This window comes from Mesorhizobium sp. WSM4842 (genome assembly GCF_055901575.1).
Window position 1 is genome coordinate 117,624 of sequence record NZ_CM148372.1, and the last position, 25,507, is coordinate 143,130.

General features: G+C 62.5%; 23 protein-coding genes and 1 pseudogene. 14 read left to right on the forward strand and 10 right to left on the reverse strand.

Annotated features, from left to right (window positions below; translation table 11 throughout):
- Positions 1-170 precede the first annotated feature (170 nt).
- The 10 genes and pseudogenes from AC0NIE_RS00525 to AC0NIE_RS00570 all read left to right on the forward strand — a co-directional run.
- Positions 171-1,409, forward strand: coding sequence for a phosphopentomutase (locus tag AC0NIE_RS00525; protein WP_473483815.1), 1,239 nt, complete (start codon positions 171-173; stop codon positions 1,407-1,409).
- Positions 1,402-2,310 (forward strand): bifunctional DNA-formamidopyrimidine glycosylase/DNA-(apurinic or apyrimidinic site) lyase, encoded by a 909-nt coding sequence (gene mutM / locus AC0NIE_RS00530; RefSeq protein ID WP_473483817.1) that lies wholly within the window; start codon positions 1,402-1,404, stop codon positions 2,308-2,310. The genes AC0NIE_RS00525 and mutM overlap by 8 nt, the downstream gene beginning before the upstream one ends.
- Positions 2,311-2,387: 77 nt before the next feature.
- Positions 2,388-3,161, forward strand: a complete 774-nt coding sequence (locus AC0NIE_RS00535; RefSeq protein ID WP_123146531.1) for an enoyl-CoA hydratase — start codon at positions 2,388-2,390, stop codon at positions 3,159-3,161.
- A 181-nt stretch (positions 3,162-3,342) separates the two neighbouring features.
- Entirely contained in the window at positions 3,343-3,609 is a 267-nt protein-coding gene (gene rpsT, locus AC0NIE_RS00540; protein ID WP_029356919.1) for a 30S ribosomal protein S20, read from the forward strand.
- Between the two features lie 917 nt (positions 3,610-4,526).
- Entirely contained in the window at positions 4,527-5,999 is a 1,473-nt protein-coding gene (gene dnaA / locus AC0NIE_RS00545; RefSeq protein WP_473483819.1) for a chromosomal replication initiator protein DnaA, read from the forward strand.
- Positions 6,000-6,298: 299 nt separating this feature from the next.
- Positions 6,299-7,417: a DNA polymerase III subunit beta gene (gene dnaN, locus AC0NIE_RS00550; protein ID WP_123146529.1), complete on the forward strand. Its 1,119-nt coding sequence runs from the start codon at positions 6,299-6,301 to the stop codon at positions 7,415-7,417.
- A 25-nt stretch (positions 7,418-7,442) separates the two neighbouring features.
- Positions 7,443-8,609: a DNA replication/repair protein RecF gene (gene recF, locus AC0NIE_RS00555; protein WP_473483822.1), complete on the forward strand. Its 1,167-nt coding sequence runs from the start codon at positions 7,443-7,445 to the stop codon at positions 8,607-8,609.
- A gap of 222 nt (positions 8,610-8,831) precedes the next feature.
- A complete protein-coding gene (locus tag AC0NIE_RS00560; RefSeq protein WP_473483824.1) occupies positions 8,832-9,587 on the forward strand; it encodes a molybdopterin-synthase adenylyltransferase MoeB in 756 nt (251 codons plus the stop codon).
- Positions 9,588-9,590: 3 nt separating this feature from the next.
- Positions 9,591-9,830, forward strand: a complete 240-nt coding sequence (locus AC0NIE_RS00565) for a hypothetical protein (RefSeq protein ID WP_473483826.1) — start codon at positions 9,591-9,593, stop codon at positions 9,828-9,830.
- Between the two features lie 101 nt (positions 9,831-9,931).
- Positions 9,932-10,174: pseudogene (locus AC0NIE_RS00570) on the forward strand (GNAT family N-acetyltransferase); the annotation flags it as partial.
- A gap of 23 nt (positions 10,175-10,197) precedes the next feature.
- Here AC0NIE_RS00570 and AC0NIE_RS00575 read toward each other — a convergent pair.
- Complete coding sequence (locus tag AC0NIE_RS00575) at positions 10,198-11,199, reverse strand: 2-hydroxyacid dehydrogenase (protein WP_123146526.1); 1,002 nt, start codon at positions 11,197-11,199, stop codon at positions 10,198-10,200.
- 157 nt (positions 11,200-11,356) lie between these two features.
- On the opposite strand from AC0NIE_RS00575, the gene AC0NIE_RS00580 reads away from it, so the two are divergent.
- Positions 11,357-11,914: an SH3 domain-containing protein gene (locus tag AC0NIE_RS00580; protein WP_473483828.1), complete on the forward strand. Its 558-nt coding sequence runs from the start codon at positions 11,357-11,359 to the stop codon at positions 11,912-11,914.
- A 78-nt stretch (positions 11,915-11,992) separates the two neighbouring features.
- Here the strand turns inward: AC0NIE_RS00580 and irrA are convergent, their stop codons facing one another.
- Positions 11,993-12,424, reverse strand: a complete 432-nt coding sequence (gene irrA, locus AC0NIE_RS00585; RefSeq protein WP_473483831.1) for an iron response transcriptional regulator IrrA — start codon at positions 12,422-12,424, stop codon at positions 11,993-11,995.
- A gap of 244 nt (positions 12,425-12,668) precedes the next feature.
- Between irrA and fabA the strand changes: the two genes are divergently transcribed.
- The 3 genes from fabA (at position 12,669) to fabI (ending at position 15,349) form a co-directional block, all read left to right on the forward strand.
- On the forward strand, positions 12,669-13,187 hold the full coding sequence (gene fabA, locus AC0NIE_RS00590; protein WP_023802127.1) for a 3-hydroxyacyl-[acyl-carrier-protein] dehydratase FabA: 519 nt from the start codon (positions 12,669-12,671) through the stop codon (positions 13,185-13,187).
- A gap of 116 nt (positions 13,188-13,303) precedes the next feature.
- On the forward strand, positions 13,304-14,524 hold the full coding sequence (fabB, locus tag AC0NIE_RS00595) for a beta-ketoacyl-ACP synthase I (RefSeq protein ID WP_123147394.1): 1,221 nt from the start codon (positions 13,304-13,306) through the stop codon (positions 14,522-14,524).
- A 12-nt stretch (positions 14,525-14,536) separates the two neighbouring features.
- Positions 14,537-15,349 carry an enoyl-ACP reductase FabI gene (fabI, locus tag AC0NIE_RS00600; protein ID WP_473483834.1) on the forward strand — a complete coding sequence of 271 codons (813 nt, stop codon included), beginning with the start codon at positions 14,537-14,539 and terminating at the stop codon, positions 15,347-15,349.
- Positions 15,350-15,391: 42 nt separating this feature from the next.
- Here the strand turns inward: fabI and AC0NIE_RS00605 are convergent, their stop codons facing one another.
- From AC0NIE_RS00605 to AC0NIE_RS00640, 8 genes are all read right to left on the reverse strand, one after another.
- Positions 15,392-16,405 carry a class I SAM-dependent methyltransferase gene (locus tag AC0NIE_RS00605; protein ID WP_473483836.1) on the reverse strand — a complete coding sequence of 338 codons (1,014 nt, stop codon included), beginning with the start codon at positions 16,403-16,405 and terminating at the stop codon, positions 15,392-15,394.
- A 191-nt stretch (positions 16,406-16,596) separates the two neighbouring features.
- The gene (gene pnp / locus AC0NIE_RS00610) at positions 16,597-18,744 is read right to left on the reverse strand and encodes a polyribonucleotide nucleotidyltransferase (RefSeq protein ID WP_473483838.1); all 2,148 of its coding nucleotides are present in this window, start codon (positions 18,742-18,744) and stop codon (positions 16,597-16,599) included.
- Positions 18,745-19,153: 409 nt separating this feature from the next.
- Entirely contained in the window at positions 19,154-19,438 is a 285-nt protein-coding gene (rpsO, locus tag AC0NIE_RS00615; RefSeq protein WP_407660271.1) for a 30S ribosomal protein S15, read from the reverse strand.
- Between the two features lie 167 nt (positions 19,439-19,605).
- Positions 19,606-20,700 carry a magnesium/cobalt transporter CorA gene (gene corA / locus AC0NIE_RS00620; RefSeq protein ID WP_473483840.1) on the reverse strand — a complete coding sequence of 365 codons (1,095 nt, stop codon included), beginning with the start codon at positions 20,698-20,700 and terminating at the stop codon, positions 19,606-19,608.
- Positions 20,701-20,744: 44 nt separating this feature from the next.
- The gene (truB, locus tag AC0NIE_RS00625) at positions 20,745-21,707 is read right to left on the reverse strand and encodes a tRNA pseudouridine(55) synthase TruB (RefSeq protein WP_473483842.1); all 963 of its coding nucleotides are present in this window, start codon (positions 21,705-21,707) and stop codon (positions 20,745-20,747) included.
- Positions 21,707-22,132, reverse strand: a complete 426-nt coding sequence (gene rbfA, locus AC0NIE_RS00630) for a 30S ribosome-binding factor RbfA (protein ID WP_473483845.1) — start codon at positions 22,130-22,132, stop codon at positions 21,707-21,709. Before rbfA ends, truB begins: the two co-directional genes overlap by 1 nt.
- A 125-nt stretch (positions 22,133-22,257) precedes the next feature.
- Positions 22,258-24,822 (reverse strand): translation initiation factor IF-2, encoded by a 2,565-nt coding sequence (gene infB, locus AC0NIE_RS00635; RefSeq protein ID WP_473483847.1) that lies wholly within the window; start codon positions 24,820-24,822, stop codon positions 22,258-22,260.
- Positions 24,819-25,469 (reverse strand): RNA-binding protein, encoded by a 651-nt coding sequence (locus AC0NIE_RS00640; protein WP_473483849.1) that lies wholly within the window; start codon positions 25,467-25,469, stop codon positions 24,819-24,821. The genes infB and AC0NIE_RS00640 overlap by 4 nt, the downstream gene beginning before the upstream one ends.
- Positions 25,470-25,507: the final 38 nt, after the last annotated feature.

Consider the following 25,507-nt stretch of genomic DNA (forward strand, 5'->3'; position numbering starts at 1 on the left):
CTGGTGCGGCCTGGTCGAACGCACTACGCGCCGAATGGCGGGGATGACATCGGCACGGTTCGTGGCCACATCTCAACTATCGCGCCAAGCCGTCTGCTTCCGAATTGCCAATGTCGGCGCGGCCCCCTATGTCTGGGCGGACAGACAAACGATAATAATGAACCCCTGCAATGGCGCGCGCCTTTCTTTTTGTTCTCGATTCCTTCGGCATCGGCGGCGCGGCTGACGCCGAGCGCTATGGCGACGCCGGTTCCAACACGTTCGGACACATCGCCAGAGCCTGCGCGGAGGGCCGGGCGGATCGCGAGGGGCTGCGCAAAGGCCCACTTTTCGTACCCAACATGCTCTCGCTCGGCCTGGGTCACGCGGCGAAAACAGCGACGGGATTCAGCATCGACATCGGCAGCAAGGTCCAGTTCGCCTCCGCCTTCCATGGCGCGGCGCAGGAGATTTCGAGCGGCAAGGACACGCCATCGGGCCATTGGGAAATCGCCGCCTTGCCGGTCCGCTTCGACTGGGGCTATTTCCCGGACACAGTTCCCGCCTTTCCAGCCGATCTGACCGAAGCGATCATCCGCGAAGGAGAGGTGCCGGGCATTCTCGGCAATTGCCATGCCGCGGGCACCGAGATCATCGAGCGTTTCGGCGAGGAGCATATCCGCACCGGCAAGCCGATCTGCTACACTTCGGTCGACTCCGTCCTGCAGATCGCCGCGCATGAAGTTCACTTCGGACTGGAACGGCTCTACGAATTCTGCAAGGTGGTGCGCAGGCTGGTCGATCCGCTGAACATCGGACGGGTGATCGCGCGGCCTTTCATTGGGGAAACCGCCGCCAGCTTCGAACGGACGCACAACCGCCGGGACCATTCGGTGCCGCCGCCCGAACCGACCCTGCTCGACCGGTTGACGGCGCGCGGCAGCCGGGTCATCGCGGTCGGCAAGATCGGCGACATCTTCGCCCATCGCGGCATATCGGAAGTACGCAAGGCCGCCGGCAACATGGCGATGTTCGACAAGGCGCTCGGCGCGATGGATGACGCGGGCGACGGCGATCTCGTCTTCGCCAATTTCGTCGATTTCGACACAGAGTTCGGCCATCGGCGCGACGTTGCCGGCTATGCCGCCGCGCTCGAGGCCTTCGACCGGCGGCTGCCGGAGGCGCTTGCACGGCTGAGGCACGGCGACCTTCTCATCCTCACGGCCGACCATGGCAACGATCCGACCTGGCAGGGCACCGATCATACACGCGAACGCATTCCGGTGATCGGCACGGGACCAGGTTTTGGCGGCGACATTGGGCTCAGAACGACGTTCGCCGACATCGGTGAAACCGTCGCCGAGCATCTTGGGCTGGCACGCGGCCGTCACGGCACCTCCTTCTATACAACGATAGGCGGCCATGCCTGAGTTGCCTGAGGTCGAAACGGTGCGGCGGGGCCTGCAGCCGGTTCTGGAAGGCGCCCGCATCGCCCGCGTCGAGACACGCCGGCCCGACCTGCGCTTTCCGTTTCCCGAAAAATTCTTGGAGAGGCTGACCGGCAAGACGATTACGGCGCTCGGCCGCCGGGCCAAATACCTGACGATGCATCTCGAAGGCGGTCCGGTGCTGATCTGCCATCTCGGCATGTCGGGTTCGTTCCGCATTGAAACGTCCGATGACGGCGAAATGCCCGATAGCAGCAAAATGTTGGGCGCGTTTTATCTCGAGCGCTCGAAAAGTGCGGTGCACGACCATGTCGTCTTCCATATCGTCTCTCCCGAAGGCGCCCGGTCCCGTGTGACCTTCAACGATCCGCGCCGTTTCGGCTTCATGCTGTTTTCCGAAGGGGCGCCCGACACGCATCCGATGCTGGCGGGGCTGGGCGTCGAGCCGACAGGCAATGCTTTGGACGGCGAGTTGCTCGCCTCGCTGCTGAAAGGCCGGAAGTCGCCGCTGAAGGCAGCACTTCTCGATCAGCGGTTGATCGCCGGGCTCGGCAATATCTATGTGTCGGAGGCCCTGTGGCGCGCCGGTCTGTCGCCGTTGCGCGAGGCAGGCACCATCGCAAAGCCTGGAAAGAGGGCCAAACAGCAGCGCGACGCCCTTGCCGAAGCAATCCGCGCGGTGATTGCCGATGCGATCGCCGCCGGCGGATCGTCGCTGCGCGACTATGTGCAGACCGACGGGTCTTTGGGCTATTTCCAGCATTCGTTCGCGGTCTATGATCGCGAGGGCGAACCCTGCTCCAAGCACGGCTGCGGCGGCCACATAGAGCGCATCGTGCAAAGCGGGCGTTCCACCTTCTACTGCCGGACTTGTCAGTTGTGAGCTAGGTGCCGGGTGTGACCTAGATGCCAAGCTGGACGCCAGATGTAAGCCAGATGACCGAGTGAGGAGATACAGTCATGGCCCATGAAACGATTATCGTCGAAATCCGCGGCAAGGTCGGGCTGATCACGCTGAACCGGCCGAAGGCGCTCAATGCGCTGAACTCTCAGGTCCTGACGGAAGTGGTCGCGGCCGTGAACGGCTTCTGCGCGAATGCCGACATCGGCGCGATGGTCATCACTGGCTCCGAAAAAGCCTTCGCGGCAGGTGCGGACATCAAGGAAATGCAGGCGATCTCCTTTGTCGACGCCTATGTGCAGGATTTCTTTGTCGGCTGGGAAGAGTTCACCCGGGCGCGCAAGCCTGTTATCGCGGCGGTGGCCGGCTATGCGCTTGGCGGCGGCTGCGAACTGGCGATGATGTGCGATTTCATCATCGCCGCCGACAACGCCAAATTCGGCCAACCCGAGATCACGCTCGGCGTCATGCCGGGCATGGGCGGATCACAGCGCCTCACCCGCTTCGTCGGCAAATCGAAGGCGATGGACATGTGCCTGACCGGACGGATGATGGATGCGGCGGAAGCCGAGCGTTGCGGCCTGGTGTCACGTGTCGTGCCCGCCGTCGAGCTGCTCGAGGAGGCGTTGAAGGCGGCAGCCAAGATAGCCGATTTTTCGCTGCCGTCGGTGATGATGGCGAAAGAGGCCGTCAACCGCGCCTATGAAACGACACTGGCCGAAGGGCTGCGGTTCGAGCGCCGGCTGTTTCACTCGTTGTTTGCCCTCGATGACCAGAAGGAAGGCATGGCGGCCTTTGCCGAGAAGCGGAAGCCAAATTTCACGAACCGATAGATCGTGACGACAGCGGCCAGAAGCGAGCGACAGCAGCGGCCAAAAAGAAGGCGAAGCAGCGTTGACGCGCCGGAAAAGCTGAACTATAAGCCGCATCAACCGAGGCGGCCCTGTGGCTGCCCGTTTGTTTTTGCGCCCTGCGACATCCCGCATGCGCCCACCAGATCAGAAGAGAGGCATCATGGCCAATACCTCCTCGGCCAAAAAGGCAACGCGCAAGATCGCCCGTCGCACGGCGATTAACAAGAACCGCCGCTCGCGCGTGCGGACCTACATCCGCCAGGTCGAAGAGGCGCTCGCCTCGGGCGACAAGGCTGCCGCGCAGGCTGCTTTCAAGGTGGCGGAACCGGAATTGATGCGCGCCGCGACCAAGGGCGTGGTGCACAAGAATACGGCATCGCGCAAGGTGTCACGCCTAGCCCAGCGACTCAAGGTGCTGTCGGCCTAATATACCTTTACTGATCTTGCCTGCTTCAAGCCCGGCCGCTCGTGCCGGGTTTTTCGTTTGCCGGCAAGTACTTAAAAAGAAATCTCCCAAACGGACACTCCGCACGATTTCAATGTTCGAAATGCTTTGCCGGCATATACATGCCTGCTGATAGGCGCAGCCGCTGAAAGCGCTCACGGCAAAAATATCAGCTGTCAAAAATCAGCTTTATTTTTCAATAAGTTATTGACGGTCATCCACAGCTTGTTCACATCTGGCGCGAGGGACGGGGAACATTTGCCTGTCAAGAAAATTATTTCAGAAAATTTCGCGCGAGGCGGCCTTTTTCATATTCGCCGGAAAAGGGTTTGAATCACAATGGCTTTGTCAAAACATGCCAGTGCAACGCAGGCTCCGAACCCCCTCTGCGCTAACCACATTCCTTAAAAATCCGTTAGTCGTGGCCTTGCCCTATCCACAGCGATTTCGTTAATGTCGGTCTATCGAGAGGGACGGGCCGTTGGCCCTTAACCCAGCCTGAATCGGCCAGCAAAAATGGCAGAATTCGTGACGTGGATCATTTCCGCGTACGGGCTTGGTTTGTCTTTTCGATACGGTAGGGGATTGGCGTAATTGTACATGGCAGATCAATAACGCGCCGGCGTTTTCGCCGGACGGAATTGTATTGCCCTGACATGACCAAAGCGGGCTGGCTCTGATGAGGCGGCGCCGGTTCCCTGACAATGAGGCGACATCATCTGCCGGCGGCGGCGATGGTGTCGCAGCAAGGACACGGTCGCCGGAAACATGGATGCAGGAGGCGCATTCCCGGCGGAAAAAGGTACAAAAGGACAAGGAACTCGATCATGCAGAGCGGCATCGAAAGGGAGCTTACGGGCGACCTCCCATTCCCTGGAACCTTAACCGAAGGGGACGATATGTCGGCTTCCATCGACGCGGAACAAAAGTTCGACCGGGTCAAGGCCCAGTTGAAGGCGCGTCTGGGAACCGAAGTCTATTCGAGCTGGTTCGGACGCATGAAGGTCGCCGAGGCGTCCCGGGGCATTGTCCGCATCTCGGTTCCCACCGCCTTCCTGCGCTCGTGGATCAACGGCCACTATCTCGACCTCATCGCCGAGCTGTGGAAACACGAGGATCCTGAAATCCTCAAGATCGAGATCGTGGTGCGCACCGCTACCCGCCCGGGGCGCAACGGCGTCGAGCCCGAAGTGGCCCCGGCGCGCAAGATGACCAGGCAAGCGCAAACGGCGCTGGCCGCGGGAACAGCAAGCCCCGGCAGGCTGGAGCGGGTACCGGCACCTCGTTCGGGAACGCCTGCAGAGACCGAGTTCCGGCACAATGTGCTCGGTTCGCCGCTAGACCCGCGCTACACGTTCGGCTCCTTCATCGAGGGACCGTCAAACCGGGTGGCCTTCGCCGCCGCCAAAGCGGTGGCGGAATCGCAGTCGAGCGCGGTGCGCTTCAATCCGCTGTTTCTTCACGCGACGGTGGGACTGGGCAAGACTCACCTGCTGCAGGCGATCGCGGCGGAATCGCTGAAGCAGAATCCGAAGTCGCGTGTCGTCTATCTCACCGCCGAATATTTCATGTGGCGGTTTGCCACCGCGATCCGCGACAACAACGCACTGACGCTGAAGGAACAGCTGCGCGACATCGATCTTCTCATCATCGACGACATGCAGTTCCTGCAAGGCAAGTCGATCCAGCATGAATTCTGCCATCTGATCAACATGCTGCTCGACAGCGCCAAGCAGGTGGTGGTCGCAGCCGACCGGCCGCCGTCGGAACTGGAATCGCTGGAGCCTCGCGTCCGCTCGCGCCTCAACGGCGGCGTCGCGCTCGAAATGTCGGCGCCGGATTTCGCCATGCGGATCGGCATGCTCAAGCTGCGCCTTGCCACCGCCAAGGCCGATGATGCGTCGCTCGACATCTCGGAGGAGATCCTCAACCATGTCGCCCGCACGGTGACCGGCAGCGGGCGCGAACTCGAAGGTGCGTTCAACCAGCTCCTGTTCCGCCAGTCGTTCGAACCGCAGATCACCATCGACCGCATCGACGAGATCCTCGGCCACATCTATCGTTCGGGCGAGCCGAAGCGGGTGCGCATCGAGGACATCCAGCGCATCGTAGCGCGCCACTACAATGTGTCGAAGACAGAACTTCTGTCTAACCGGCGCACGCGCACGATCGTCAAGCCGCGGCAGGTCGCCATGTACCTGTCGAAAGTGATGACACCGCGCTCCTTGCCGGAGATCGGACGGCGTTTCGGTGGCCGCGACCACACGACGGTGCTGCATGCCGTGCGCAAGATCGAGGATCTTTCAGGCGTCGACAACACGCTGGCGCAGGAGCTCGAATTGCTGAGAAGACTCATCAACGATCAGGCCTGACCGGCCCGAAAAACAAAAGCGCGTCGCATTTGGATGGCTGCGACGCGCTTGAAATCTTTGTTTTTTATGCATGTCGTTGCCCCACAACCGCTGCGCACTTTTGGGCGACAAGCATTGGCTTGCGGACTTCGCCAGTTTTATCCCCAGAAAGCCCGCGTAACCGGCCCGAACCGGTAGCACGGGCTTGCGCTTACGGGTTTTTTCCTGTCAGTTTGTGCAGATTCTGAGCCAGTTCAGAGCGTTCGCGGGTTGCCGCTTGCCGGAGACCCGCTCATTCATTCAAGCGAGCCTGTTTCGTCATGCGTGTTATCCTGGAACGGTCAAATCTCCTGAAGTCGCTCAACCACGTTCATCGCGTGGTCGAGCGGCGCAACACCATACCGATCCTTTCGAACGTGCTGCTGAGCGCCGAAGGCGCCACCCTCGAAATGAAGGCTACCGACCTCGATCTGGAGGTGACCGAAGCCACGCCCGCCAAGGTTGAGCGCGGCGGGGCGACGACGGTTCCGGCGCATCTGCTCTACGACATCGTGCGCAAGCTCGCCGACGGCGCGGAAGTCATGCTGAAGACCGACGAGGACGGCAACGCCATGACGGTGACCTCGGGCCGCTCGAGCTTCCGTCTCCAGTGCCTGCCGCAATCCGATTTCCCGGAGCTTTCGGCCGGATCGTTCTCGCATATCTTTCGGCTCGATTCGGTCGCTCTCAAGGGCCTGATCGAGAAGACCCAATTCGCCATCTCCACCGAAGAGACGCGCTACTACCTGAACGGCATCTATCTGCACACGCATGACGCCGACGGCAAGCTGAAGCTGCGCTCGGTAGCGACCGACGGCCATCGGCTGGCACGCGCCGAGATCGACGCGCCGGCAGGATCCGAAGGCATGCCGGGCATCATCATTCCGCGCAAGACGGTCAGCGAGCTGCAAAAGCTTGTCGACGACCCGGACGTCGCCGTGACCACCGAATTGTCCGACACCAAGATCCGTTTCACCATCGGCAGTGTCGTTTTGACCTCGAAGCTGATCGACGGCACCTTCCCGGACTATCAGCGGGTCATCCCCACCGGCAACGACAAGAAGCTGATCATCGACCGCCAGAGTTTCGCCGCTGCCGTCGACCGCGTCTCGACCATTTCGTCCGAACGCGGCCGGGCGGTGAAGCTCTCGATTGGAGAAGGCCAGGTCACGCTTGCGGTCAACAATCCGGATTCGGGCAGCGCCACCGAGGAACTGGCCGCGGACTATTCGTCCGACGCGATCGAAATCGGCTTCAACGCCAAATATCTGCTCGACGTCGCCGCCCAGTTGACCGGCACTGAGGCAAAATTCATGCTGGCGGACGCCGGTTCGCCAACGCTGATCCACGATATGGCCGACGAAACCACACTCTACGTGCTGATGCCGATGCGGGTATAGGCCAGAACGAGGCCATCTTGCTGTCATGACCGGAGTTGCGAAGCAGCCTGAGCACGATCAGCAGACTCATATAAGTAAGCTGTCACTTACGAATTTCCGCAATTACGCAACGCTGTCGATCGGCCTCGACCCCGGCGCCGTGGTTTTTTCCGGCGACAATGGCGCCGGCAAAACCAACCTGCTGGAAGCGATTTCCCTGCTGACACCGGGTCGCGGCCTGCGCCGTGCACCTTATGCCGACGTGGCGCGTGAAGGCGGCGACGGCGGCTTTGCCATCCATGCCCGGCTCGATGGGCCGGACGGACCGGTCGAGATCGGCACCGGCGTTGCAGGCGGCGATGCCGCCGGCGAGAGCGGCCGGCGGGTGCGGATCAATGGCGCGGCAGCGCGCTCGGCGGAGGACATGCTGGAATGGCTGCGCGTCGTCTGGCTCACACCGGCGATGGATGCATTGTTCACCGGGCCGGCCGCTGACCGCCGGCGCTTTCTCGACCGGCAGGTCCTGGCGATCGATCCCGGCCACGGCCAGCGCGCGCTCGACTACGAAAAAGCGATGCGCGGCCGCAATCGGCTGCTCGCCGAAGGCTCGCGTGACGGCGCCTGGTTCGATGCGATCGAGACGCAAATGGCCGAAACCGGTGTGGCGATTGCCGCGGCGCGTGCCGAACTGGTGCGCCTGCTCGCCGCCATGATCGACAGGCTGCCAAGTGCCGGTTCGTTTCCGCAAGCCGACATCGGCCTGTCCGGCGCGCTGGAAAGCGAAGTCGGCACCTCCGCGGCTGTCGATGTCGAGGAGCGGTTCCGCCAAGCGCTTGCCGAAGGCCGCGATCGCGACCGCGCCGCCGGGCGCACGCTCGACGGCCCGCACCGTTCGGACCTCGTGGTGCGGCACCGGCCCAAGGCGATGCCGGCCGAACTCTGTTCGACCGGCGAGCAGAAGGCGTTGCTGGTCGGCATGGTCTTGTCGCATGCCCGGCTCACCGGCGAGATGTCGGGCATGACGCCGATCCTGCTGCTCGACGAGATCGCTGCCCATCTCGACAGCGGCCGGCGCGCCGCGCTGTTCTCGATCCTGGAAGAGCTGAATTGCCAGGCTTTCATGACCGGGACCGATGCGGCGCTGTTTTCCAGTCTCAAGGGACGCGCGCAGTTCCTGACCGTCGATCACGGCACGGTCGGGCCAACCATTTGACTTCCTTGATATCGTTATCCCAAAACTGCTTCGCACCCCGATGGCCGAGCCCGAGGGCAGGCTTTTTGGCGCCCTGCATTGGCGCCTGACAAGGTTTTTCTCCCGCTAAAGCGCGTCGCGTTCGACCGGCCTCATGCGACGCGCTTTAGGTTGTTGTTTTATGCATGTCGTCATCGCAAAACCGCTGCACACTTTTGCGCGACATGCATATATGGTCCGGCAATGATCACCACCGCGCTCACCAACGAAGAACTCGAACGCTACGCCCGCCACATCGTGCTGCCCGAGATCGGCGGCGCCGGCCAGCAGCGACTGAAGCGGGCTCGAGTCCTGGTCATCGGCGCCGGCGGCCTGGGAGCGCCGGTGCTTGAATATCTTGCCGCAGCCGGCGTCGGTACACTCGGCATCGTCGACGACGACAGCGTCTCGCTGTCGAACCTGCAAAGACAGGTGATCCACGGCACCGACGCTGTCGGCACGGCGAAAACCGACAGTGCCAAAGCGGCCATCGCCCGCATCAATCCCAACGTCGCCGTGGAACTGCACAATCTCAGGCTGACGGCGGACAACGCCCCTGCCCTCGTCGCCCGTTATGACATCGTCGTCGACGGTTCCGACAATTTCGAAACACGTTATGCAGCGGCCGACGCCTGCGCCGCGGAAAAGCGGCCGCTGGTACATGCCGCCGTCGGCCGCTTCGACGGCTCGGTGACCGTGCTGAAACCGTTCGAGACCGGCGCGGACGGCAGGCCGAATCCAAGCTATCGCGATCTTTTTCCGGAACCGCCGCCACCCGGCCTGGTGCCATCCTGCGCTGTGGCCGGCGTACTCGGCGTGCTGACCGGTGTCGTCGGCACGCTGCAGGCTATGGAGGCGATCAAGCTGATCGCCGGCATTGGCGAGCCGCTGGTCGGCCGGCTGCTGCTTTACGATGCGTTGACAGCGCGCTTCGACACGATCCGCTACAAGAGAAACTAGACCTTGAGCCTGGTTTCCGTCGAGCAGCTTCCGGCCGATTTCGACCGTTGGGACGAGGTGCTGGCGCTGATCATGCGCGCCTTCGCCGCCATGGACGGTGTCATCGCTCCGCCATCCTCGGCGCATCGGCTCACGGTCGAAAATCTCCGGGACAAGGCCCGGCAAGAGACGGGCTTTGCGGCGCTGAAGGACGGCAGGACCGTCGGCTGCGTTTTTGTTCTGGAGCGGGCCAACGATTTCTAAAGCGCGTCGCGTTTGACCGGGCCTCATGCGACGCGCTTTAGGTTGTTGTTTTATGCATGTCGTTATCGCAAAACCGCTGCACACTTTTGCGCGACATGCATTATATCGGAAAGCTCGCGATCGAACCGGACTTTCAGGGACAGGGCATTGCCAGGCAGCTGATGCAAGCTGTCGAGGATCTCGCCCGCAACCGCGGCAAGCCTGCGATCGAGCTTCAGACGCGGATCGAACTGACCGGGAATCACGCGGCCTTTGCCCGGCTCGGCTTTCGCGAAACGGAACGGACAGCGCACAAGGGCTATGACCGTCCGACCTCGATTACCATGCGCAAGGTGATTTCGTAAGCCTGCGCTAACTTAAGATGGCATCACGTCCGCAGTGGCAGTACGCGATCCGGTGGACGGTGGCCATCGAAGAAGGCGCGGATGTTGATGATCACCTTCTCGCCCATGTCGATCCGGCCTTCGAGCGTCGCCGACCCCATGTGCGGCAACAACACGACCTTGCCCTTGGCGGCGAGCTTCAGCAATTTGCTGTTCAGCGCCGGCTCATGCTCGTAGACATCGAGGCCGGCGCCGGCGATCTTGCCGTCCTGGATCAGCTTGACCAGAGAGTCCTCGTCGATGATGTCGCCGCGCGCTGTGTTGACGATGTAAGCGGACGGTTGCAGAAGCGCCAGCCGCCGCGCCGAAAGCAGGTGGAAGGTCGCCGGCGTCGACGGACAATTGACCGATATGATGTCCATGCGGGCAAGCATCTGGTCGAGGCTTTCCCAATAAGTCGCCTCCAGCTCGTCCTCGACCGCCGGCAGCACGCGATGGCGGTTGTGATAGTGGATCGACAGGCCAAAGGCCTTGGCCCGTCGGGCGACAGCGGTGCCGATGCGGCCCATGCCGACAATGCCGAGGCGTTTGCCCCAGATACGCCGGCCGAGCATCCAGGTTGGCGACCAGCCGGCCCATTTCTTGTCGCCGGTCAGCACATTGGCGCCTTCCGCAAGCCGCCGCGGCACCGCCAGCATCAGCGCCATGGTCATGTCGGCCGTATCTTCGGTCAGCACGTTCGGCGTGTTGGTGACGGTAATGCCCTTCTTCGCTGCTGCTGACACGTCGATCTTGTCGACGCCGTTACCGAAATTGGCGATCAGCTTGAGGTTGTCGCCAGCCTGAGCGATCAGCGCCGCGTCGATTTGATCGGTTATGGTCGGCACCAGCACGTCGGCTTCCTTGACCGCCGCGACCAGTTCCGGCTGCGTCATCGGCCTGTCTTCGACATTCAGCCGGGCGTCGAACAGCTCACGCATGCGGGTCTCGACCGGGTCGGGCAGCTTGCGCGTGATGACGACGAGGGGCCTTTTTCTGCCTACCATTGTTTCCTCGAACCCGACCTCGTTGAGACCTCTTTAACCAAGACAGGCGAAACTGCAGGCCGGTCGCGGTGCCAGTTCTTCATGTAACAAGAGGTTCCGCCGAAGACAAAGAAAAAGGGGCGCCAAGGCCGATGAGCCGGCGCCGAAAGGAATGAAAGTGTCTGGTTTCGCGTCGCTCCGCCTGGCCCTCAGCGCAGCATTTCTCGGCGCTCTCCTTCATTCCTCGCATGTGGCGGCACAGAATGCGGCAGCACCCGCCCAGAGCACAACGCTCGGCCCGAGCGGCCTGCCGCTGCCGCGTTTCGTCAGCCTGAAAGCGGGCCGCGTCAACTCCCGCGTCGGACCAGGCGTCAACTATTCCGTCGACTGGATGTATATGAAGCCCGGCCTGCCGATGGAGATCATCCAGGAATTCGACACCTGGCGTCGTGTGCGCGATGCCGACGGCTCGGAAGGCTGGATCAACCAGTCGCTGCTTTCAGGCCGCCGTACGGCGATCGTGGCTCCCTGGCAGCGGGGCAAAGATGCCCGAGTCAATCTTCTCGGTGACCCGGAAAAGGATGCCAGCATCGTCGCGATCATCGAGCCGGGCGCCATGGGCACGATCAAGTCCTGTGACGGCCAGTGGTGCGAGATGACCTTCAACGGCCACACCGGCTGGCTCGCCCAGTCGCTTGTCTGGGGCGCTTATCCGGGCGAACGGGTCAAGAACTGACTTCTTCTTGTCGGTCGGGATCATGGTCTAGAGGCCGATACTGGCGAGACGGTATCTCGCGGCCCTATGAAGAGCGGATCAACCGGAGCGTTTGGGGCGCAGCCTCACCACGATGTCGACATTGGCGATCTCCATGCCTTCCGGCGGCTCCGGCAGGTTGGAAACCGTGACAGGACCACTGGCGATATCGAAGATCCTGTTTTCGCCTTCAATGTAGAAATGATGGTGATCGGAGGTGTTGGTGTCGAAGTAGGTCTTCGACCCCTCGACGGCCAGGATGCGCAGAAGGCCCGCCCGGGTGAATTGATGAAGAGCGTTGTAGACGGTGGCAAGCGAAACCGGCACGCCGGCGGTGATCGCCTCCTCGTGCAGCTCCTCGGCCGACAGATGGCGGTCGCCTTTGGCAAAAAGCAGATCGGCCAGCGCAATGCGCTGACGCGTCGGCCTCAGGCCAGCTTCGCGAACCCGCTTGTCCACAGAGACATTTTCCTTCCGGCAGCCCAGATCCATCTATCCGTCCAAGCTCAAAGTTTCGCCTCAAGATATGCCCAGAATGGCAAAAAACGAATATTGACCGAAACTGGACACCCCCCGACATATATTCTGTCGCCCGAATACGATCAATAGCGCGCATTGACCCAGGCAGACGGGCGGGTTAAGCGCAAACGCCGGTTTCCGGCCTGAAATAGATTGTGTTAGGAAACCAACGACAAGGGCGCGCTACCGCCCGGACGATTATTGGGGACGGAGATTGATGGCGGTTTCGAAATCCAGCTACGATTACGAGGAACTGCTTGCCTGCGCCCGCGGCGAGCTGTTCGGACCTGGAAACGCCCAGCTCCCCTATCCGCCGATGCTGATGTTCGATCGCATCACCGAAATCAGCGAGACGGGCGGTGCCTTCGACAAGGGCTTCATCCGCGCCGAATTCGACATCAAGCCGGACCTGTGGTTTTTCGCCTGCCATTTCATCGGCAATCCGATCATGCCGGGGTGCCTGGGCCTCGACGCCATGTGGCAACTGACGGGCTTCTATCTCGGCTGGCTCGGCGAGCCGGGCAAGGGCATGGCACTGTCGACCGGCGAAGTGAAATTCAAAGGCATGGTGACGCCGTCGGTCAAGAAGGTGGAATATGGCGTAGACTTCAAGCGCGTGATGCGCGGCCGGCTGGTGCTTGGAATCGCCGATGGCTGGCTGAAGGCGGATGGCGAACCCATATACGCAGCAACGGATCTCAAGGTGGGTCTGTCCAAGCAATCGGCCGCCGCCTAACCGGCGCCTTCACAGCGCCGCGAGTCCGCGGGACGCGCAAGGAAGCTGTAGAACTTTAATTTGCGCATGATCCTGGTCCGACAGGTTTCGGGTTCATGCGCTGGAAGGAGTTGCGAATGAGACGGGTCGTAGTGACGGGCCTCGGCATCGTGTCGTCGATCGGCAACAATGCCAACGAGGTGCAGGCCTCGCTCCACGATGCCAGATCCGGCATCAGCTTCTCCGATTCCTTCGCCGAACACGGCTTCCGCTGCCAGGTCTGGGGGGCGCCGACGCTCGACCCTTCCGCGCTGATCGATCGTCGCGCCATGCGCTTCCTGTCGCAAGGCGCGGCCTGGAACCATGTCGCCATGGACCAGGCTATCGTGGACGCTGGACTGGGCGAAAACGACATCACCAATGAGCGCACCGGCATCGTCATGGGATCGGGCGGACCGTCGACCCGAACCATCGTCGAAGCCGCTGAAACCACGCTCAAAAACGGCAGCCCCAAGCGCATTGGTCCGTTTGCGGTGCCGAAGGCGATGTCGTCGACCGCTTCGGCGACGCTCGCAACCTGGTTCAAGATCCACGGCGTCAACTATTCGATCTCTTCGGCCTGCTCGACCTCGGCCCATTGCATCGGCAATGGCTACGAACTGATCCAGTGGGGCAAGCAGGACATGGTCTTTGCCGGCGGCCATGAGGATCTCGACTGGACGATGTCGGACCTGTTCGACGCGATGGGCGCCATGTCCTCCAAGTTCAACGACCGGGCATCGGCCGCCTCGCGCGCCTATGACGTCGATCGTGACGGCTTCGTCATTGCCGGCGGCGCCGGAGTGCTGGTGCTGGAAGAGCTCGAGCACGCCAAGGCGCGCGGCGCAAAGATCTACGCCGAGGTCGTCGGCTATGGCGCGACCTCCGACGGCTACGACATGGTGGCGCCCTCGGGCGAAGGCGCGGTGCGCTGCATGCGGCAGGCGCTGGCGACCGTTTCTTCGCCGGTCGACTACATCAACACGCACGGCACCTCGACGCCGGTCGGCGACTCCAGGGAAATGGGCGCAATCCGCGAGGTGTTCGGCGACAAGATGCCTTTCATCACCTCGACGAAATCACTGACCGGCCATTCGCTGGGTGCGGCCGGCGTGCAGGAATCGATCTACTCGATCCTGATGATGCAAGGCGGCTTCATCGGCGAGAGCGCCCACATCGAGCAGCTCGATCCGGAATTCGAGGGCATGCCCATCGTGCGAGAGCGCATCGACGATGCCAGGATCGACACCGTTTTGTCCAACTCGTTCGGTTTCGGCGGCACCAACGCAACGCTGATTTTCCAGCGCTATTCCGCATAAGGATTGCCGACCATGGACGGATTGATGAAAGGCAAGCGTGGGCTTGTCATGGGTGTCGCCAACGACCATTCGATCGCCTGGGGCATCGCCCGAAAACTGTCCGAACATGGGGCAGAACTCGCCTTCACCTATCAGGGCGAAGCCTTTGGGCGCCGGGTCAAGCCGCTTGCCGACAAACTCGGCTCCTCGCTGGTCGTGCCTTGCGACGTCGAGGACAGCGCATCGGTTGCCGCTACCTTCGAGACCTTGGGCGAGGCCTGGGGAGGGCTGGACTTCGTCGTCCACGCCATCGGCTTTTCCGACAAGAACGAGCTGAAGGGCCTTTACGCCGACACCAGCCGCGACAATTTCGTCCGCACCATGGTCATCTCCTGCTACTCCTTCACCGAGGTCGCCCGTCATGCCGCCGCGCTGATGAAGGGCAGCGGCTCGATGATCACGCTGACCTATGCCGGTTCCGTCCGTGTCATGCCGAACTACAACGTCATGGGCGTCGCCAAGGCCGGTCTGGAAGCCAGCGTCCGCTATCTCGCCAACGACTACGGCCCGCGCGGCATTAGGGTCAATGGCATATCGGCCGGTCCGGTGCGGACATTGGCGGGCGCCGGGATTTCCGATGCACGCCACATGTTTTCCTACCAGCAGCGCAACTCGCCGCTGCGCCGTACGGTGACCATCGACGAAGTCGGTGGTTCCGCGCTCTACCTCCTGTCCGACCTGTCGTCAGGCGTCACCGGCGAAATCCACTATGTCGATTCCGGCTACCACATCGTCTCGATGCCGACGCTCGACGAGTTGAAACGGACCGACAACGGACGAGAGTAATTTCGGCCTTTAGAAGTTGCCTTGATCCCCGTGAGCGCCGCCTCAGCGGCGCGCCGCGAGAACCTTGAACATGCCGTCGCGGGCGATCTCGGCATGGCTGGAGAAGGCGGCCGCCAGCACCGGCTCGTAGGGAAGCTGACGGTTCGCCACCATGAACAGCCGCCCACCCGGCTTCAGCGCCTTTGCCGCGGCGCGGATCATGCCGGCACCGATCTCCGGCTCGGCCGCCCGGCTGCGATGGAAGGGCGGGTTCATGACGATGGCGTCATAGCGCCGCTCGACCGGCTCGCTCAAAAGATCGATCCAGAAGAAACCTGGTTCCGCCGCTGTATTGCCGATATTGCCTTTCGCCGCCTCCAGCGCATCGAACTCGGCCTCGTAGAGATCGAGCGCCGATATGCCAGGTGAGCAGGCGGCGACCTCGGCCGCCACATAGCCCCAGCCGGCACAGAAATCGGCAACGCTGCCACGCAGGTCCCCGGGCAGATTGTCGACCAGCAATTTCGAACCTGTATCGATCTTGTCGAAAGAGAACATGCCTGGCGCGGTGCGGAACCGGGCCTCGAGCAGAAGGGTTGGATTGGCGGCGCGAAGCGCTGCCGCGACCGCAGCATCGGCAGGTCGATGGAACCAGAAAGCGATGCCGTGATGTTTCGGCAAATGGCCGTCGAGCGGCACAAGCTCGCCGATGCGCTTGCGCAGGCTGGCAATACCATCGTCCTTGGCGCCGGCGACGATAATCGATCGGCCCGGCCTCACACGCTCAATCGCCTCAGCGATGCGCAATTCGTTTCGCCCGCGATGACGGCCGGCAAGCACCAGGGCCGCATCGAAACCTTCGCCTTCCAGCCGCGGCGTGACCGTGAAGCCCGACCCCTGCAGCGTGCGAAAATGCGGGCGGAAGCCTTGCACCAGATGCAGTGCCGCATCGAAGCCTGCGGGCAGGGGGAAACCCGGTTCAGCGCCGAGAAAGAGGACACGCTCGCCCTTACGCGGCAGGGAGACAGCCTCGGCCTCGAACGGATGGAACAGTGTCTTCAGCGGCTCGGCGGACATTCTTCGATCTCGAAATGCAGCTGGCTTGTCTAGAAAATGAAAACGGGCGCGACCTGTCGGCGCGCCCGTTTCGATTGTATCGCTTCGCATCGGCCCGAATCGGAATCGATTTCGGAAAGCACGATGCGAACATTCAAAGCCTTAGAGCGTACTATGTGCGTCCATTTTGGACGCACGTCGCTCTAAATCGCTCAGGCGGCGTCTTCTTCGCCTTCGGCCTTCTTGTCGCGGACGATTTCCTTGCCCGTGGCCTGGTCGACGACCTTCATCGACAGGCGGACCTTGCCGCGTTCGTCGAAGCCCATCAGCTTGACCCAGACCTTGTCGCCTTCCTTGACGACGTCGGAGGTCTTGGCGACGCGATCGGTAGCGAGCTGCGAGATGTGGACGAGGCCGTCACGCGGACCGAAGAAGTTGACGAAAGCGCCGAAGTCGGCGGTCTTGACGACCGTGCCCTCGTAGATTTCGCCGACTTCCGGCTCGGCGACGATGGTGTGGATCCACTTCTTCGCCGCCTCGATCTCCTTGGCATTGGACGAAGCGATCTTGACCGTGCCGTCGTCCTCGATGTTGATCTTGGCGCCGGTCTTTTCGACGATCTCGCGGATGACCTTGCCGCCCGAGCCGATCACGTCGCGGATCTTGTCGGTCGGGATGTGCATGACCTCGATGCGCGGCGCGAATTCGCCGAGTTCGGCACGCGCGCCGGACAGCGCATGGCCCATTTCACCGAGGATATGCTGGCGGCCGTCCTTGGCCTGGTCCAGCGCGATCTTCATGATCTCCTCGGTGATGCCCTCGATCTTGATGTCCATCTGCAGCGAGGTGATGCCGTTGGCGGTGCCGGCAACCTTGAAGTCCATGTCGCCGAGATGATCCTCGTCGCCGAGAATGTCGGAGAGCACCGCGAAGCGCTCGCCTTCCTTAATGAGACCCATGGCAATGCCGGCGACCGGCTTGGCCAGCGGAACGCCGGCATCCATCAGCGCCAGCGAGGTGCCGCAGACGGTGGCCATCGACGACGAACCGTTGGACTCGGTGATCTCCGAGACGACGCGCAGCGTGTAGGGGAACTGGTCTGATGTCGGCAGCATCGGGCGGATCGCGCGCCAGGCCAGCTTGCCGTGACCGATTTCGCGGCGGCCGGGCGAACCCATGCGACCGGTTTCGCCGACCGAATAGGGAGGGAAGTTGTAGTGAAGGAGGAACTTCTCCTTGTACATGCCGGTCAGCGAATCGACATACTGCTCGTCCTCGCCGGTGCCGAGCGTGGCGACGACTAGCGCCTGGGTCTCGCCGCGGGTGAACAGCGCCGAGCCGTGGGTACGCGGCAGGACGCCGACTTCGGAGACGATCTTGCGGACCGTCTTCAGATCGCGGCCGTCGATGCGCGAACCGGTGTCGAGGATGTTCCAGCGCACGACCTTGGCCTGGAGCTCCTTGAACACGGTGCCGATCTGTTCGGACGTGTATTTTGCTTCCTCGCCTTCGGCGGGTGCGAACGCAGCCTTGACCTTCGCCTTTACGGCGTCGACGGCGGCATAGCGCTTCTGCTTGTCGGTGATCTTGTAGGCATCGCGAAGCTCGCCTTCGACGATCTTCAGCATCTCCGCTTCAAGCGCCGAATAGTCCGGCGCGGTGAAATCGCGCGGATCCTTGGCGGCGACCTCGGCCAGCTTGATGATCGCGTCGATCACCGGCTGGAAGCCGCGATGGCCGAACATAACGGCGCCGAGCATCAGGTCCTCGCCGAGTTCCTTGGCTTCGGACTCGACCATCAGCACGGCGTCGGAGGTGCCGGCGACGATCAGGTCAAGCTTGGATTCCTGCATCTCGTCGACATGCGGATTGAGCACATATTCGCCGTTGATGTAACCGACGCGGGCGCCGCCGATCGGACCCATGAAAGGAACGCCGGACAGCGTCAAGGCCGCCGAGGTGGCGACGATCGACAGGATGTCCGGGTCGTTTTCGAGATCATGCTGGACGACGGTGACAACGATCTGCGTGTCGTTCTTGTAACCGTCAGCGAAGAGCGGGCGGATCGGACGGTCGATAAGGCGGGAAACCAGCGTTTCCTTTTCGCTCGGACGACCTTCGCGCTTGAAATAGCCGCCCGGGATCTTGCCGGCGGCATAGGTCTTTTCCTGATAGTTGACGGTCAGCGGGAAGAAATCGAGGCCGGGCTTCGGTTCCTTCATCGAAACGACGGTGGCGAGAACCTTGGTTTCGCCGTAGGTGGCAAGCACCGCGCCGTCAGCCTGGCGCGCAATCTTGCCGGTTTCGAGGATGAGCGGACGGCCGCCCCATTCGATTTCCACTTTGTGGTGATTGAACATGTCTTGTCCTTCATATGCGGAAAGGGCCGCGCCGTTTCACCGTGCGCGAGTGCCCCTTTCCCTTGGCTTCGTTTCTCGGGCAGCCACGGGCAAGACAACGGGAAGCTCGGGTAAATCCGGCGCGGTGCCGGGCGAGCGTCCTGCAATCCTGCCCCATGACCGTCCATGGGCGGTTTCGAATGGCCCTGTGCTATCTCGAAACCGGGTCTGGCCAATCGATCCGACTGGCCTTGCGCATGACCCCGAAAACCGCGGCTCTCGGAAAATGCCTTGCGCAAATTCAAAGTTTCAGAGCGTCCTAATGTGCGCGTCCAGATCGATGCGCGGCGCTCTACTTCCTTCATTAGAGCAATGGACCTGCTCCAATGCGCGACCGGCGGGCCCTCGAAAGAACCCGCCGGTCAATTCGTCAACGGCGCAGACCGAGCTTCTCGATCAGCGTCTGATAGCGCGCGTCATCCTTGCGCTTGAGATAATCAAGCAGGCTGCGGCGCTGGGAGACGAGAGCGAGCAGACCACGGCGGGAATGGTTATCCTTCTTGTGGTCCTTGAAATGGTCGGTCAGGTTCTTGATGCGCTCGGAAAGGATGGCCACCTGGACTTCCGGGGACCCGGTATCGCCCTTGGCGGTTGCGAATTCACCCATCAATTCCTTCTTGCGCTCGGCAGTAATCGACATCGTGTTTTTCCTTATCTGTTTGAGGAAACGGGACGCCCTCGGCCGGGATGTCGTCCAGCAGGGGCCGGTACAAGCAACGTGTCATTGCACGATGCTGCGGCGCATATAGTGCAATTCAGGCAAAAACACCAGCCCAATTCACAAGCCGGCTTTTTCCTGCACAAACGAAGATTTCCCTTCGGCTAAAGCCATTTCTTCCATCTGAAGAAGGCAACAAGCCCGAGCGCGACAACGGCCATGAACACGAGCGCCGCCGGATATCCGTATTGGGCCTTCAGCTCCGGCATGTTCCATGGCGAGGTTTCGGGATCGAAGTTCATGCCCCACACGCCAGCGAGAAAGGTGAGCGGGATGAAGATCACCGAGACGATCGTCAGATAGCTGATGACATCGCTGGTGCGCGCCTGGCTCAGCGACAGATGCATCTCGATCAGACCGGTCAGCATGTCGCGCTGGGTTTCGACCAGTTCGATGAGCCGAAGCGAGTGATCGAGCGTGTCGTTGAGGAAGATCTTGGTCTCGGGCTTCACATAGGGCACGTCGTTGCGGATCAGCGTCGCCAGCGCATCGCGCATCGGCCAAAGCACCCCCTTCAGCACATTGGCGTCGCGCCGCAACTCGTGAAGCCGCCGCATCTGGTGCTTGTCCGCCGCGCGCAGCATCTGATCCTCGATGCTGTCGACCAATTCGCCGGCAGTCTCGATCGGCGGGAAATAGCTGTCGACGATGGCGTCGATCACCGCATAGGCGAGGTAGTCAGCGCCGCGTGCGCGCAGCCGGTTGGGCATTGAGCTTTCGATGCGCTTGCGCACGGGATCGAACGGATCGCCTTCGCGCTCCTGGAAGGTGACGACGAAGTTTCTGCCGAAGAAGACCGCGATCTGCTCGTAACGATGCGCGGTGACATCGTCGATCATCCTGACGACGACGAAGGCATGGTCCTCGAAGAAATCCACCTTCGGCCGCTGGCCGGTGTTGACGACGTCTTCCAGCGCCAGCGGATGCAGGCTGAAAATCCGGCCGATCTCCTCGATCAGCGGGATGTTGGCGAGACCGGTACAATCGAGCCAAATGACCGGCCATGTGTCGCAATGAGCGTTGACGTCGTCGATGCTGGCATTTTCGATTGTCTCGAATTTGTCGGGCGACATCAGCGTCAGTCGCAGTTCGCTGCGCCGCGCCGCGGGGTCGGCGATCAGCGTGCCCGGTGATGCGCCGACCGGCGGCCGCCGCGCTGTCACCGGCGCCCGCTTCTTGATCGTCTCGGCCTTTGCCATGTGCCCCTCGGATGTTACGTCTGATCGAGATTAGACGACGGGACTCACCCGGCAAAGACCCGCTTCGGCTTGAACATGCCTTGTTCGACGGCGCCGATGGCGACCAGCTTGCCGCGCGCCGTAGCGCAGGCTTCCTCGGCTTCCACCGGCGCGTCGCGGCCACGGATGATGACCGGATTGCCGAGGCGGATTTTTGTTGCAGCGTCGTCGCTGATCGCGATTTGCGGCAGGCAGTCGAGCGCGGCCGATGTGTCGACCAGAAGCGCATCGATGGCGTCGAAATCGACCGGCACCGTGTCCGCTGAATCCGAACGTTCATCGCCCTGTTCGCCGAATCGAGCGGCTTCCAGCTCGGCGATGGTGACGAAGTCTTCCTGCGTGAACGGCTCGACCTCGATCCGGCGCAGTTCGGCGATATGACCGAAACAGCCGAGGTCGCGGCCCATGTCGCGGGCCAGCGAGCGCACATAGGTGCCCTTACCGCATTCGACCTCGAAAATGGTGCGATCCGCACTGTGCTCAATCAGGTCGAGACGGCCGATCTCGACCTCCCGCGCCGGGATGTCGACCGTCGCGCCGTCGCGGGCAAGGTCATAGGCGCGCTCGCCTGCGATCTTGATGGCCGAAAATTGCGGCGGTGTCTGCATGATGATGCCGGTGTATTTCGGCATCAGCAAAAGCACATCGGCTTCTGCCGGACGCTGGTCGGAGCTTTTCGTCACCGGCCCTTCGAGGTCATCGGTCGAACGCTCCTCACCCCAGGCAACCGTGAAGCGGTAGACCTTGGCGCCATCCTGGACATAGGGCACGGTCTTGGTCGCTTCGCCGAGCGCAATCGGCAGCATGCCGGAAGCGAGCGGGTCGAGCGTGCCAGCATGGCCGGCCTTTTCCGCCTGGAACAACCATTTGATCTTGGAGACGGCTTCGGTCGAGCCCATGCCGACGGGCTTGTCCAGCACCAGCCAGCCGGAGATCGGCCGGCCCTTCTTCTTGCCGCGACGCGCCACTATTCTTCGTCCTTGTCGTTGTGTTTATTCTGGTCGCCGGGGCCGAGATCGCGCGCCACTTCGGGCGAGTGCAACAATTCGTTGATCTTCTGGAAATTGTCGTAGCTGGTGTCGAGCCGGAAGCGGAATTCCGGCATGTACTTCATCTGCCGGAGCGCGCCGGAAACGCGGCCGCGGATGAATTTCGCATGCTTGTTGAGCGCTTCGACCACCGCATCGGCATCGCCAGCGCCGAGCGGCGAGACGAAGGCGGTGGCGATCTTCAGATCGGGCGACATGCGCACCTCCGAGACCGAAACCACGGCGTTCTCGACCAGCGGATCGATGATCTCGCCGCGTTGCAAGGTTTCCGACAGCGCATGGCGCACCTGCTCGCCGACGCGAAGCATGCGCTGGGATGGACCTGACGTGGTTGAACGGGGCATTTTTCTCTATCCTGAAATCGTGAGGCACGGGATGGGACCGCGCCGCATGTCTCATATGCTTTGGGCGGCAGCCTTTCGACCACCGCCCGGTCTCAGTAGATGCTCGAACTCAAGTTGCTCGAAACTCAGAGCGTCCTGGTCACCATCTCGACGCGGAAGCACTCGATGACGTCGCCGACGCGCATGTCTTCGTAGTTCTGGAAGGCCATGCCGCATTCCTGGCCGCCCGGGACTTCCGCGACTTCGTCCTTGAAGCGCTTCAGGGTCTTCAGCGTGCCTTCGTGGATGACGACGTTGTCGCGGATCAGGCGAACGCCCGCACCGCGCTCGACCTTGCCTTCGGTGACACGGCAGCCGGCGATCTTGCCGACCTTGGTGATGTCGAAGATCTCGAGGATCTCCGCATTGCCGATGAAGGTCTCGCGACGCTCCGGCGAAAGCAGGCCGGAGAGCGCCGCCTTCACGTCATCCACGAGGTTGTAGATGATCGAGTAGTAGCGGATCTCGATGCCTGCCGCCGCGGCAGCAGCACGCGCCTGCACATTGGCGCGGACGTTGAAGCCGATGATCGCGGCACCCGAGGTTTCCGCCAGCGACACATCGCTTTCGGTGATGCCGCCGGCGCCCGCATGGACGATGCGCGCACGCACCTCGTCGGTGCCGAGCTTGTCCAGGGCCGCGCTGATCGCCTCGATCGAGCCCTGCACGTCGCCCTTGATGACCAGCGGGAATTCCTTCAGCCCGCTCGTCTGCAGTTGCGACATCATCTGTTCGAGCGAGCCACGCTGGCCGGCATGCTTGGCCACCGCCTTCTCACGCGCCAGACGCTGGCGGTATTCGGTGATCTCGCGGGCGCGGGCTTCGTTGTTGACCACGGCGAAGCGGTCGCCGGCCTGTGGGGTTCCCTGCAGACCGAGCACCTCGACCGGCATCGCCGGCGGCGCTTCCTTGATCTGCCCGCCGCGGTCGTTGACCAGCGCGCGCACCCGGCCCCATTCGTTGCCGGCAACGAGGATATCGCCAGGCATCAGGGTGCCGGTCTGGACCAGCACGGTGGCGACGGGGCCGCGGCCCTTGTCGAGCTGGGCTTCGATGACGACGCCCTCGGCGGTGCGGTCCGGATTGGCCTTCAGGTCGAGGATTTCGGCCTGCAGCAGGATCGCTTCGAGCAGCTTGTCGAGATTGGTACCCTTGGTCGCCGACACTTCGACGTCCAGCACCTCGCCGCCCATCGATTCGACGAAGACTTCGTGGCGCAGCAGTTCCGAACGCACCTTCTGCGGGTCGGCATCATGCTTGTCGATCTTGTTGATCGCCACAATGATCGGAACGCCGGCCGCCTTGGCATGGCTGATCGATTCGATCGTCTGCGGCATCACGCTGTCGTCGGCCGCCACCACGAGGATGGCGATGTCGGTCGCCTGGGCGCCGCGGGCGCGCATCGCCGTGAAGGCGGCGTGGCCGGGCGTGTCGATGAAGGTGATCTTATGACCGTTCTTCTCGACCTGATAGGCGCCGATATGCTGGGTGATGCCGCCGGCCTCGCCGGACACGACATTGGCATTGCGGATGGCATCGAGCAGCGACGTCTTGCCGTGATCGACATGGCCCATGATGGTCACCACCGGCGGACGCGGCTCGAGATCTTCGGGACGATCGGCGATGTTGAACAGGCCTTCCTCGATGTCGGACTCGGCGACGCGGCGAACCGTGTGGCCGAATTCGGTGGCGACCAGCTCGGCCGTGTCGGCGTCGATGACGTCGCCTGGCTTCAGGATCTGGCCCTGTTTCATGAAGAACTTGACCACATCGACGGCGCGTTCGGACATGCGCTGCGCCAGCTCCTGGATGGTGATGGTTTCGGGCAGTATCACTTCGCGCATGACTTTCTCGCGCGGTTCATTATGCAGCGCGCGCTTGAATTTCTCCTGGCGCCGACGCATCGACGACAGCGAACGCGCTCGCGCATCCTCATCGGAAAGTGCGGCATTCAGCGTCAGCTTGCCGCGGCGGCGATCTTCTTCGCCCTTGGTCGGCTTGGCCGGACGCGCCACTTCGGGCGTGACCGGACGGCGCACCGGCGCTCCGGCGCCGGTGCGCTTCGGCTTGACGTCCTCGTCGTCGACCGTCGCCAGTTCGGCAGCCAGCGGCGCGCGGCGGCGCGCCTCTTCCTCGGCACGCCGGCGGGACTCCGCTTCGGCCTGCAGCCGGGCTTCTTCCTCGGCCTGGCGGCGCGCGGATTCCTCGCGCTCGCGACGGCGGCGCTCTTCATCCTCGGCGCGGCGCTTGGCCTCGTCGATGGCGCGCTGGCGATCCTCGACGTCGCGCACCTTCGAGCCCTCAAGGGCCCGGCGGCGCGCCTCCATCTCGTTGCGCGACAATTCGTTCAGCACCATGCCGCCGCGTTCGACCGGCGGCAGAGGCGGCGGCGCCTTGGGCGCCTCCTGCACAACGGGCGCTGCCACGACCGGCGGCTTCGGCGTGAAGACGGACGGGGCAGCGGCCGGCTCCGGCTTGTCACCGGGCAGCGAGAACTTGCGCTTCTTGGTCTCGACCACGACCGCCTTGGTGCGGCCATGCGAGAAGCTCTGGCGCACGGTGCCCTGTTCCGTACCGGGGCGCTTCAGCGTCAAAGTCTTCTTCGGCGTAACACTCAACGTCTTGTCGTCGCCCGATTTCGTATCGTTCATTCCATATCCTCTGCGGCATCATCTTCGTCAGCAACGGCCGCAAGCATTGCCAGATCGTCCGGGGAACCGCCCCGATATCGGTCGAGCGCAACCATGCGCTTCTGGACCGCCCTGCCCGCGTCTCCCGCGAGAACGGCAGCATGTATCACATTTGTACCCCCCAATGCCAAGCTCAACTCGGCCTCGGAGAAAAGTTTGTAGGCAGGGATGGCGGGGCCGCCAAGGCGGACGGTTGCCCGTCGCGCCTGGCTGATCTTGCGGACGCCGTCATCTGACGCCTCGGTCGCATGCAACACGAAAAGCGCCAGCCCACCACGCACCGCGCTCTCGACCTTGGTGGCGCCGAGCGCGATCGCGCCTGCCTTGCGGGCAAGACCGAGCATGCCCAGAGCGGATCTGGAAAGCAGCCCGTCGACCATGCCGCCGAGATCTGTCGGCACGGTCACCTGCGCCTTGAAGGCGCGAGCGAACAGGTTCTTCGCTGCCGCCTTGTCGATATGTAGGCGGTCGGCGGTCACCCAGCAACCGCGGCCGGGCAGGTTTTTCTTGATATCCGGAACGACGGCCGAATCCGGGCCGACGACGAAACGGATCAGTTCATCCGGTTCGGCTTGTCTGCGCGTGACGATGCAAGTGCGATCGTTCATCTCGTCCAAGGGCGGGTTGTGTGCGATGCGGTTTCACC

What these genes read in the sequence shown, in the direction of transcription:
- AC0NIE_RS00535 (WP_123146531.1), top strand. Translation starts at nt 2,388, where the DNA reads ATGGCCCATGAAACGATTATCGTCGAAATCCGCGGCAAGGTCGGGCTG.
- rbfA (WP_473483845.1), bottom strand. Translation starts at nt 22,132, where the DNA reads ATGCCCCGTTCAACCACGTCAGGTCCATCCCAGCGCATGCTTCGCGTC.
- infB (WP_473483847.1), bottom strand. Translation starts at nt 24,822, where the DNA reads ATGAACGATACGAAATCGGGCGACGACAAGACGTTGAGTGTTACGCCG.
- fabA (WP_023802127.1), top strand. Translation starts at nt 12,669, where the DNA reads ATGGCGGTTTCGAAATCCAGCTACGATTACGAGGAACTGCTTGCCTGC.
- mutM (WP_473483817.1), top strand. Translation starts at nt 1,402, where the DNA reads ATGCCTGAGTTGCCTGAGGTCGAAACGGTGCGGCGGGGCCTGCAGCCG.
- AC0NIE_RS00575 (WP_123146526.1), bottom strand. Translation starts at nt 11,199, where the DNA reads ATGGTAGGCAGAAAAAGGCCCCTCGTCGTCATCACGCGCAAGCTGCCC.
- corA (WP_473483840.1), bottom strand. Translation starts at nt 20,700, where the DNA reads ATGGCAAAGGCCGAGACGATCAAGAAGCGGGCGCCGGTGACAGCGCGG.
- AC0NIE_RS00525 (WP_473483815.1), top strand. Translation starts at nt 171, where the DNA reads ATGGCGCGCGCCTTTCTTTTTGTTCTCGATTCCTTCGGCATCGGCGGC.
- dnaA (WP_473483819.1), top strand. Translation starts at nt 4,527, where the DNA reads ATGTCGGCTTCCATCGACGCGGAACAAAAGTTCGACCGGGTCAAGGCC.
- AC0NIE_RS00605 (WP_473483836.1), bottom strand. Translation starts at nt 16,405, where the DNA reads ATGTCCGCCGAGCCGCTGAAGACACTGTTCCATCCGTTCGAGGCCGAG.
- AC0NIE_RS00640 (WP_473483849.1), bottom strand. Translation starts at nt 25,469, where the DNA reads ATGAACGATCGCACTTGCATCGTCACGCGCAGACAAGCCGAACCGGAT.
- irrA (WP_473483831.1), bottom strand. Translation starts at nt 12,424, where the DNA reads ATGGATCTGGGCTGCCGGAAGGAAAATGTCTCTGTGGACAAGCGGGTT.
- pnp (WP_473483838.1), bottom strand. Translation starts at nt 18,744, where the DNA reads ATGTTCAATCACCACAAAGTGGAAATCGAATGGGGCGGCCGTCCGCTC.
- fabB (WP_123147394.1), top strand. Translation starts at nt 13,304, where the DNA reads ATGAGACGGGTCGTAGTGACGGGCCTCGGCATCGTGTCGTCGATCGGC.
- AC0NIE_RS00560 (WP_473483824.1), top strand. Translation starts at nt 8,832, where the DNA reads ATGATCACCACCGCGCTCACCAACGAAGAACTCGAACGCTACGCCCGC.
- rpsT (WP_029356919.1), top strand. Translation starts at nt 3,343, where the DNA reads ATGGCCAATACCTCCTCGGCCAAAAAGGCAACGCGCAAGATCGCCCGT.
- dnaN (WP_123146529.1), top strand. Translation starts at nt 6,299, where the DNA reads ATGCGTGTTATCCTGGAACGGTCAAATCTCCTGAAGTCGCTCAACCAC.
- fabI (WP_473483834.1), top strand. Translation starts at nt 14,537, where the DNA reads ATGGACGGATTGATGAAAGGCAAGCGTGGGCTTGTCATGGGTGTCGCC.
- recF (WP_473483822.1), top strand. Translation starts at nt 7,443, where the DNA reads ATGACCGGAGTTGCGAAGCAGCCTGAGCACGATCAGCAGACTCATATA.